This is a genomic window from Desulfuromonas sp. TF (assembly GCF_000472285.1).
In the GTDB taxonomy this organism is placed as follows: domain Bacteria; phylum Desulfobacterota; class Desulfuromonadia; order Desulfuromonadales; family ATBO01; genus ATBO01.
Genome location: NZ_KI421425.1, coordinates 42,019 through 50,403, shown reverse-complemented (window position 1 = coordinate 50,403; position 8,385 = coordinate 42,019). Strand labels below are relative to the sequence as shown.

Here is an 8,385-nt window from a genome sequence, read left to right as displayed (position 1 = left end):
CCCGCCGATACCGGCTACGTGGAGGATTCCCTTCGTCTGAACGGCGCGGCATTGGGTGCCGACGGCGGGTTGTCGCCCCTCATCTCCGGACTGATGGTTCAGTCGTCTGATCAACCGGGCGCCGGGACCGTATCGGCGGGCGGCAGCGCAGTGATCACCTTCGAGGCCAGAGTCAATGACGGCGTGCCCGCAGGGACCATCATCATCAACCAGGGGAACGTGACCTTCAGTGAGCTGCCGACGCTGCCGACCGACGCGGACGGTGATCCCGCCAACGGATACCAGCCGACGCAGGTGGTCGTAGGCGGATCCCAGCAGCTGACCATCACCAAGGAAGCCTTCGCGATCGGCGGCGCGGCGCAGGCCGGCGGACAGCTGGAGTACACGATCCGCGTTACCAATATCGGCACCGTAACGGCGACGGACGTGGTGATTATCGATGATCTGGGACCGCTTGGTCCCGATCCCCTGGTGCCGGGCTCCGCGACCCTCGACGGTCTGACCGGCGGCATCGGCTACGCGGCGCCGGTGCTGACGGCGACCTGTGGCGACCTGCCGCCGGGCGCGACGGCCGTCCTTCGGTTCCGCGCCAACATCGGCCCGTCCGTTCCGACGGGGACGACGATCACCAACACGGCGGAGGTGACCTGGGGCACGGATCAGACCGCGTCGGACAGTGCGTCGGTGAATATCGGAGGCATCCCGGGGAGCGGTATCCTCAACGGCCGGGTCTGGCACGACGCGAATCTGGACAAGCTCCACGACGGAGCCGAGCAGAGCCTCGATGGGTGGTCGGTCGAGCTTTATCGCGGCAGCCGGCTTCTCGCCACCGTGCTGACGGACGGGGAGGGCGTCTACCGTCTCAGCGGCCTCGCCCCCAACGAGGCGACGGCCGATTCCTATGAACTTCGCTTCCGCGCCTCGGGGGCGGGCCCGAACACCGCCTCGCTCGGCACTGCCGATTCGCCCTTCATCAACGGTCCGCAGCGCATCAGCGGCGTGACGGTCGCTTCCGGCGGCAATCTCCAGGACCTGAATCTGCCGATCACCCCCAACGGCGCGGTTTACGACTCCGTTCGGCGGTCATCCGTTTCCGGCGCGAGGCTTGCGGTGGTGAGCGCCGCGACCGGGACGCCGCTGCCGGACCGGTGCTTCGACGACCCGGTTCAGCAGAACCAGGTCACCGCACAGAACGGGTTCTACAAGCTCGACGTCAATTTCAGCGATCCGTCCTGCCCGCCCGGCGGCGGCTATCTCCTCCAGGTGATCCCTCCGGCGAGCGGTTACATGGCGATGCCGTCCGGGATCATTCCCCCGGCGAGCGACGGAACGACGGCGCCCTTCTCCGTCCCCGCCTGCCCCGGCAGCGCGGCCGACGCGGTGCCGGCCACCGCCGAATACTGCGAGGTGACGGCTTCCGCTTCGGTGCCGCCGCCGTCGATGGCGCCGCGCACGGACGGCACCACCTATCACCTCCACCTCACCCTCAGCAACGGCAGCATTCCCGGTGAAAGCCAGGTGTTCAACAACGCCATCCCCATCGATCCGGCACTGGATGGGGCCGTGGCGATCACCAAGACCTCATCGCTGATCAACGTGACCAAGGGACAGCTGGTGCCGTACACGATCACCGTAAACAACGTGTTCGGCGTGCCGCTCCAGGACGTCGGAATCGTCGACCGCTTCCCGGCGGGTTTCAAATACGTGGAAGGCTCCGCCCGCCTGGACGGCGATCCGCTGGAGCCGGCTGCCAGCGGCCGGGAGCTGCTCTGGGACGGCCTCGAACTGCCGGTCAACGGCAGCCGTACGCTCCAGCTGCTGCTGATCGTCGGCGCCGGCGTCTCCGAAGGTGAATACGTCAATCGCGCGCAGGTGCTCAATACCGCCACCGGAGGGAGCGTCTCCGGCGAAGCGACGGCGACCGTGCGGGTCATTCCCGACCCGACCTTCGACTGCACCGACGTCATCGGCAAGGTATTCGACGACCGCAACCTCAACGGATACCAGGACGAGGGCGAGCAGGGGCTGGCCGGGGTCCGCGTGGTGACGGCCCGCGGCTTGATCGGAACCGCCGACGAACACGGCCGCTTCCATATCACCTGTGCGGTGGTTCCCGACGAGGATCGGGGGAGCAACTTCATCCTGAAGCTGGACGATCGCAGCCTGCCTACCGGATATCGCCTGACCACAGAAAATCCGCGGGTACAGCGCGCCACGCGAGGCAAGATGATGAAGTTCAACTTCGGCGCGACGATCCACCACGTGGTTTCCATCGATATCGCCGACGGGGTATTCGAGCCGGAGACCACGGAGCTGCGCCTGCAGTGGCGGCCGAAGATCGGGCAACTGCTGGAAGAATTGAAGAAAGCGCCGTCCGTGCTGCGCTTGTCCTACCTTGCGGATGTGGAGCGTGAAGGGCTGGTAACTCAGCGTCTCAAGGCTCTGAAGAAGGAGATCGCCGATCTCTGGGGCCGCTCGGACCGCGGCTATCGGCTGACGGTTGAGACCGAGGTCTTCTGGCGCAAAGGCGGGCCGGTTCAATAGGTCCCATAGGTCTTATGGGTCCTACAGGACCTCTGAAAGCCTCTTTTTAAAGACGGAATTGATGTTGAAGCGCGGTATCGCCATCTTATTTATGTTCAGTGCTTTCTCGGCAGTTGCCGCTACTGCCGTTGCCGCGGACTCGCATGCCGGTGTCTGGGAAACGGCCTCGTGCGGCGAGGCGTCCGAAATGCATCTGCCTTCCGACCAGGTCTTCACGCCCTGGCTGCTCGATCCCTCCATTTTCGATGAGGACCAGGGCGATCGCACGGAAATTCGGCAGGTCGTCGAGCCGGACGTCCGGACGATCAAGCTTGAGAACATGGTACCCCCCATCCACTTCCGTCTCGGCGAGGCGGAGATCCCCGAGGATTATCTTGAGCGGCTTCGCACGGTCCTCGAGAGCATGCGCGGCCGCAACAACGTGCGCCTCCACTTTGTCGGTCACGCCGACTCCCTGTCGCTCAGCGGACCCCTGAAGGAGCTCTACGGCGACAACACCGGCCTGTCGCGAGAGCGGGCGGGGACCACCGCCGAATATTTCCAGCGGGCGCTCGATCTTCCCCCCGAAGCGATCTCCTATGAAGGGCTTGGCGAGAGCCGGCCGGTTGCCAGCAACGCGACCGAGGAAGGACGGCGGCTCAACCGCCGGGTGGAAGTTCAGGTCTGGTATGACGAGATCGGTGAAAAGCTGGCCGAAAAGGAAGTAATCGTCCCTCGCGAGGTAAACCGCCTCAAGATCTGCCGTACCGAAACTGTCTGTAAATTGCGATACAAGGAGGGGCACTCCCATCGCGCCCGCGTCAAGAACCTGATTGCGCCTCTGCATTACGACGAAGGGATGCTGGCGGTGCCGGAAGAATTTCAGCAGCAGGTCAGATATGCCTTGAGGAACCTCGGCGGCAAGCAGAACGTGGTCGTCAAGTTCACCGCCTACACTGATAACAGCCCTCTGGCTGGGCGTGACGAGCGCATCTACGGTAACCATGTCGGGTTGTCGAAGGCGGTGGCCCGTCGTGTCGCCCTCGCTGTTCAGGAAGGTCTGGGCCTGCCCAACGGCGCCGTTGAAGGCGAGGGGAAGGGGGCGGCGCAGCCTGCCGCCTCCAACGATACGGAACAGGGTCGGGCGCTCAATCGCCGCATCGAAGTGGAATTCTGGCATGACGATCCGCTGCAGGACCTGCCCGATGAGCCGCAGCTGTGCCCGGACGCCGCCGGCGCCGAAATGGTCACCCGTGTCTACGATTCGCCGTCGGGCGGCATCGATCCGATCCTGTTCGAAGACGGCAAGCCGGTTCTCCCCGCCGGCACCACCGAGCGTTTGCGCAGGATCATGGATGAGATCAAGGACAAGACCAATGTGCGCCTGCGGTTCGTCGGCTATACCCGCAACGAAAGACTGGACCGCCGGACTGCCGCGGTCTATGGGGACGACATCGGCTGGTCCACGGCACGGGCCCGCCGGGCCATGGCGACCGTAAGCGACCGGATGACGCTGACGGAGCCGCAGGCGGAATTCGAAGGGCGCGGTTACGTCCAGTCCGATGACGTGGTCAACGCCGGCTTCATCGAGTCGGATACTTCGCGGGTCATGGTGCAGGTGGTCTACGACGAGCTGGCCATTCTCGATGACTATGAAGGGGTAGACATCACCCGTCTGACCCGTGAGGTCAACCCGGCCAATCCCTTCGGCCTGAATCTCATGCGCATCACGGTCGACGGAAAACCGATCGATGATCCCGGGAAGAGTATCCCCGATGTGCAGCGCTGCATCGACGTAGCCCTCGAAAAGGCCCAGGTCGAGTTCAAGCACGACACCCTGAAGCTGGAGCCGCGGCTCAACGTGACGGCCTGGCCGCGGACCATCCGTTATCAGGACCTGGAGGATACCGAATTTGCCGAGAACCTGGTCCAATTCCGCCTCTACACCAACTATCGCAGCTTCATCGAGCGGGCTGAGGTCAGGATTTTCGAAGAGGAACAGTCCGACCGCGATACGCCCCTCGCCGTCATCGAGATGGACGGCGACGGCATGGCGCAGTGGCAGCCCGACTTCGATTCCTACTCCGCGCCTGGGCGCCAGCTGAAATACCTGGTTCGGGTTTATGACGAGAAGGGGCGCTTCGACGAAACGCTGGCCCAGCCACTGTGGGTGGTCGACCGGATCGACCCGTCCGTGACGACGGCGAATCCCCGTGAGGAACTGCTGGTCGGATATGGCGAGAGCCGTATCGGCAGCCGGAACATAGAGCTTCGCGGCGGTACGGTGCAGGCCCACGGTACCGCGATCCCTGCCGAACACGGGGTGTGGCTGGCCGGCTTTGCCGTACCGGTGGACGGGGAAGGTCGTTTCGTCGCCGAGGAAATCCTTCCGGACGGCATGCATACCGTCGAGGTGGCCGTTCTCGACAAATCAGGGAATGGAGAGCTGTTCCTGCGCGACCTGGCGCTGAACAAGAGCGATTGGTTCACGGTGGGGATCGCCGATCTGACCCTATCCGCCAACAAGACCCACGGCCCGGCCAAGCTCCTCGCCCCGGAAAAACCCCAGTACGACGACGATGTGGACATTCAGGGGCGGCTCGCGTTTTACACCAGAGGCAAATTCGGCGCCGGCTGGGGGCTGACGGCGAGCGCCGATACGCGCGAAGGTCCGCTGGACGAGATCTTCAGCAACTTCCTCGACAAGTCGCCCGAGGCGCTGTTCAGGCGCATTGACCCGGATTACCATTTCCCGACCTACGGCGATGACGGCACCGTCGAGGAGGACGCTCCGACCCGCGGCAAATTCTACGTCAAATTGAAAAACGGCGCGAACTACGGACTCTGGGGCAACTTCAAGATCGGTTATACCGACAACACCCTGGCGCACGTCGACCGTGGGCTCTACGGCGCGAACCTGCATACCCAGAGCGCTGACGCCACGAGCTTCGGCGAGGAGCGTTTCATGGCCGACGGGTTCGCCGCCGAGCCCGGCACGGTGGCGGGACGCGACGAGTTGAGGGGAACCGGCGGTTCTCTCTATTTCCTGCGCCGCCAGGACGTCCTCGAGGGTTCCGAGCGGGTGCGCATCGAAATCCGCGACAAGGACTCCGGCCTGGTGCTCGGCGTGAAGAACCTGACCCCGGTGCTCGATTACGATATCGATTACCTGCAGGGGCGCCTGCTGCTGACCCAGCCCCTGGCATCGACGGCGGACGACGATCTGCTGGTGCACAGCGGCTCGATCAGCGGCCACCCCGCCTTCCTGGTGGTCCGCTACGAATTCACCCCCGGCCTCGACGACCCGGACAACCTGACGACGGGGGGCCGGGTTCACTACTGGTTCAACGACTACCTCAAAATCGGAGTGACCGCCAGCCGGAGTGAAGAAGCCGGGGACGAAAATACCCTGGGCGGGGCGGACGTGACCCTGCGCAAATCGGCCGAGTCTTGGCTGAGGCTCGAAGCCGGCCGCAGCGAAGGGCCGGGGCTGCTCGAGACGGCCTCCAGCGACGGCGGTTTCAATTTCGGTGCGCCCGATCCCCTGGACGGCTCGGAGATCGACGCCCGGGCCTATCGCACCGATGCCAGCATCGGATTCAGGGACTTCTTTGAAAAGGGGCGGGGGAGGATCACCCTCTACCACCAGGACCTCGAAGCCGGTTATTCGGCGCCGGGCCTGCTCACCGACCGGGACACGACTCAATACGGCGGCACCGCGGAGCTGCCGTTCTCCGACCGGGTGGGCCTGAGGATCAAGGGCGACAAACTGATTCAGAGCGAAGGGCTCGAGACCGTGGCCGGCGAGCTGAATCTCGATGTCCAGCTGGACGAGCACTGGACAGTGAGCTCGGGCGTGCGCCAGGACAGCCGCAAGGACAAATCCGCGCAGATCCCCCTGACCCAGGAAGAGGGAGATCGGACGGATGCGGTGCTTCAGCTGCTGTACGATTCCCGCGCGCGCTGGAGCGCCTACGGCTTTGTACAGGAGTCCTTGAAGACGACCGGCAACCGTGACGATAACGGCCGGATCGGTACCGGCGGCAGTTACCGGGTGACCGACAGGTTCAAGGTGAACGGCGAAGTGTCGGAGGGGGATCTCGGGGCGGCCGGACGGCTGGGGACGGAATACCTCTACTCCGACCGCACCACGCTCTATCTCAACTACGCCCTGGAGAACGAGCGCACCGACAACGGTCTGCGGGCCAGGAAGGGGAACATGGCTTCCGGTTTCCGCACGCGGTATTCGGACAGCGCCAGCGTCTACCTGGAGGAGCGCTACACCCATGGCGACATCCCGACAGGGCTGATGCATTCGACCGGCGTGGATCTCGCCCCCACCGACCGCCTCCACCTCGGTGCGAATGTCGACTTCGGAACCCTCACGGATAATCAGACGGGGGCCGAGCTCGAGAGAACGGCGGCGGGGGTGAGCGTCGGCTACGGCTTCGACCGGCTGAAGATCGCCAGTGCCGTCGAATACCGCGTGGACGACTCGGAACAGCCGGACGCCACGAGCACGAGGCGCACCACCTGGCTGCTGAAAAACGGCCTCAAATACCAGTTGTCACCGGATTGGCGTCTCATCGGAAAACTCAACTACGCCCACAGCGAGAGTTCGCAGGGGCAGTTCTACGACGGCGACTTCACGGAGGCGGTCCTGGGCTACGCTTATCGCCCCGTCCATCACGACCGCCTGAATGCGCTGTTCAAATACACCTATTTCTACAACGTCCCGGCCGCCGATCAGCTGACCGCCTCCGGTTCGGGCTCCACCGTCATCCAGCGCAGCCACATCGGAGCCGTCGATGTCATGTACGACGTGACGCCCCGCTGGACCGTGGGGGGAAAGTATGCCTACCGCCAGGGCGAGGTGAGCCAGGACCGTGTCGATCGGGAATTCTTCGAAAGCCGGGCCCATCTTGTTGTGCTGCGTGCCGACTGGCACTTCCTCCACCGCTGGGATGCCCTCCTCGAGGGGCGCATGCTCGACCTTCCCGATGCCGAAGACCGGCTGGGCGGGGCGCTCGTGACCATCTACCGGCACATCGGCAATCACGTCAAGGTAGGCGCCGGGTACAACTTCAGCAAGTTTTCGGATGACCTGACCGATCTGGACTACGACCACCAGGGGCTGTTCATCAATATTATCGGGAAGATGTGATCTAAAACGAAAGCCATTAATCGAACGCCGATAAAATCGGATAAATGCGGATAAAACCAGAAAAAACAATTCCAAGTTATTGAGATTTTATCTGCGTGCATCCGCCTTTATCTGCGTTCGACAAGATCTTGGTTTTTTCAAAAACCGCACAACTAATTACAGGTGGCAATCATGCTCAAATTCTCACGACTAATCATTTTAACGGTTTCGATGCTCCTGCTGACCTCCCCTCTTCATGCCGAGGAAGTCTCAAGGGAGCAGATCAAGGGGCTGGACGAACAGGTTCAGGAGATCAAGAGCGACGTTCTCGGCATTGCGGCGGAACTGAGCCGGCTGGAAGAGAAGCTGCTCTATCCGTCCCATACCCAGCTCGCGGTGTTCGTATCCCTGGCCGACGGCGAGACGTTCCGCCTCGATTCGGTCGAGATCCAGCTGGGCGGCAAGCCTGTGGCGCATCACCTCTACACCTTCAAGGAACTCGAAGCCTTGCGGAAGGGAGGCGTGCAGCGCATCCACACCGGCAATATCCGCACCGGTGAACATGAGATGCAGGTGACCCTCACCGGCAAATCGAAAGGGGGCAGCGATATCCAGAAGACGGAGAGCTTCACGATTCACAAGGACGTCGGCCCCGAGATCGTCGAAATCACGCTGGCGAACCATGTCATCACGCTGAAGGATTGGTAGGACTTGAGGGT

Annotated in this window: 2 protein-coding genes and 1 pseudogene; all 3 read left to right on the top strand. The window is 63.2% G+C overall.

What is annotated here, in order from left to right:
• A pseudogene (locus DTF_RS25760) lies at nt 1-2,544 on the top strand (DUF11 domain-containing protein); the annotation flags it as partial.
• A 187-nt stretch (nt 2,545-2,731) separates the two neighbouring features.
• Nucleotides 2,732-7,687, top strand: a complete 4,956-nt coding sequence (locus DTF_RS0117915) for an OmpA family protein (RefSeq protein WP_226989414.1) — start codon at nt 2,732-2,734, stop codon at nt 7,685-7,687.
• Nucleotides 7,688-7,858: 171 nt separating this feature from the next.
• A complete protein-coding gene (locus DTF_RS0117910; protein WP_027716441.1) occupies nt 7,859-8,374 on the top strand; it encodes a hypothetical protein in 516 nt (171 codons plus the stop codon).
• Nucleotides 8,375-8,385: the final 11 nt, after the last annotated feature.